Here is a 2,249-nt window from a genome sequence, read left to right as displayed (position 1 = left end):
ATTAGGCACGCCGCCAGCGTTCATCCTGAGCCAGGATCAAACTCTCCGTAGAATGTTTGACTTGCTCGGTTGTTTTTATAGTGTGTACTCACTTCTTTAAAACGTTGACGCTTTGTTTTGTTCAGTTTTCAAAGAGCAATTGTTTCGCCGTTTCTTCTGAAGCGACTTCGTTAGTATAATACTAACTTGTTTCGATGTCAACATTTATTTTTAACGTCCTTGTCGACTTAGTTATTATATCTAGGATACGAAGGAATTGCAAGACTTATTTTCTCCATAGTTACTATTTTAATAAACAAGTAAGATAGAGCCAAATTTACCTGCCATAAATCCGGAGAAAGAAAGAAAATCTGCGTACGAATACACAGATCTTCTTTACATGATTTCTTCTATAAACAATTCTCTATTTCTATCTAAGTAAATTAATTCGCTAGAATCAAGCAGTTTAACCAAGGGTCTAGTCTGTGCATTTTCATCAATGAATATTATTTCAGCTGTCGAACCATTTGATAATCTAACTTTACTGCCTATCGCATAATTTGCAATACCAGCAAGAAGAATCTTAATAACAGATATATCAAATTTCCCGAAATCATCATGAAGGATCATTTCCATTACCTTAAATGGCGATTGCTTTTTTCGGTAGCTTCTTTCAGAGGTCATCGCATGATACACATCTGCTACGGCTACCACTCTTGAAAATGCATGTGGCGTTGTTCCGTGCTTTCCTGTTGGATACCCACTGCCATCCAGCCTTTCATGATGCTGTAGAATGGCATACTTGACTGTTTCCTTTAAGATCGATGTGCTTTGCAGCATTCGAAGACTGTAAATAGGATGCTTCCGAACCTCTTCATACTCTTGTGCAGTTAAAACGGTTTTCTTATCAAGAATACTTGGAGAAATTTTGGCCATTCCACAATCAACTAAACAACCTGCCATTGTGACTTGAATAACATCACCAAGATCAAATCGTTTCTTCTGCGCAATGTATCCGCTGATTAAGCCCACCGAGATAGCATGATGATATAAATAATCTTCTTTCGTGCAGTAATGATGCAGTGAAAAAATGACGGATGGGTTATTAAGTGTCTTTTCAAGTAAAGGAATCATAATTTCTCTAATTTTTGCAACCTCAACCTTACTTCCAGCCTGCCAATTTTTAAAGTATTGTTTATAAATTTGAACCGTTTTTAAATAGTTCGTAATAAAAGAAGGTTCATCTTTAAAATCTTCTTTTTCTTCATCAATCACTTCTCGTGGATGATATTGCTGCCCATTTATCATTGTCTTTTCTACACTTACTTCACTTATAAGAAAAGCTTTAAGTACATCTAACATCTCAGTATTTAAAATCGTTTTTTTATTAATAATGGGATTTCCTATTCTGCCGACAATATCTTTACTAAGAATACATCCCTCAACTAAATAATGAGTCTTAACCCTCATAGTCAGCACCTCTGCGCTAATCATTACCATAATATTACTGCATTTAGTTCGAATTGACTATTGTTTTATATAGTTCTTTATTACTAAGTTCTACACAAAAATGAGACTGTCCTTTTAGGGACAGCCTCATTTTATTTTTGTATTTACTCGTCTTCTTCATCCGTAGACTGATTCGTTTCATTGTCTTCAGGATTAGAGTCTTGTTCATTAGACTCAGTTTCTGTTGATTCAACTGGTAAAACAGTCTCCCCTTCAGAAATGTCTTCAATTAGCTCTTTTTCTTCTTCACGTTCAATCATAGCTACGGTAGAAACATATTCATTTTCTGATGCCTCAAGACGAATTAATTTCACACCCTGAGTATTACGACCAGTTTTTGAAATATCTTCAACTGCCATTCTGATTAACACACCTGCAGCTGTAATCAGCATGAGATCTTCTTGGCCGCTTACCGTTTTAAGAGCAATAAGTTCACCATTCTTTTCTGTAACGTTGCAGGTTTTAATTCCAACGCCTCCACGGGTTTGAATACGATACTCTTCCGCTGGTGTCCGTTTACCATAACCGTGCTTGGTAACAATCAGAACTTCTTCACTCTCTTCAAGAATTTCCATCCCTATTACTTCGTCGCCCTCACGTAAGGATATTCCTTTAACGCCAGCTGCTGTCCGTCCCATTGAGCGTACATCGGTTTCATGGAAGCGAATCATCATTCCGTCTTTCGTACCAATAGCAATATGTTTATCCCCATTAGTTAAACGAACAGAGATTAATTCATCCTCTTCACGAAGACCAACAGC

At 36.8% G+C, this 2,249-nt stretch carries 2 protein-coding genes; both read right to left on the bottom strand.

Features of this window, described 5'->3' with window-relative positions:
* Positions 1-375: 375 nt before the first annotated feature.
* The gene (locus AC52RT_RS02695; protein ID WP_495539321.1) at positions 376-1,479 is read right to left on the bottom strand and encodes an HD-GYP domain-containing protein; all 1,104 of its coding nucleotides are present in this window, start codon (positions 1,477-1,479) and stop codon (positions 376-378) included.
* 113 nt (positions 1,480-1,592) lie between these two features.
* On the bottom strand, positions 1,593-2,249 hold a 657-nt coding region (locus AC52RT_RS02690; protein WP_495539320.1), incomplete at its 5' end, for a DNA gyrase C-terminal beta-propeller domain-containing protein.

The sequence above is a fragment of the Peribacillus sp. genome, assembly GCF_059453735.1.
Note: the sequence above shows the minus strand (reverse complement) of the source record. Positions and strands in the feature narration are given on the sequence as shown.

Excerpts from the sequence above, each read along its gene's own strand:
- AC52RT_RS02695 (WP_495539321.1), bottom strand. The coding sequence starts at position 1,479 with ATGGTAATGATTAGCGCAGAGGTGCTGACTATGAGGGTTAAGACTCAT.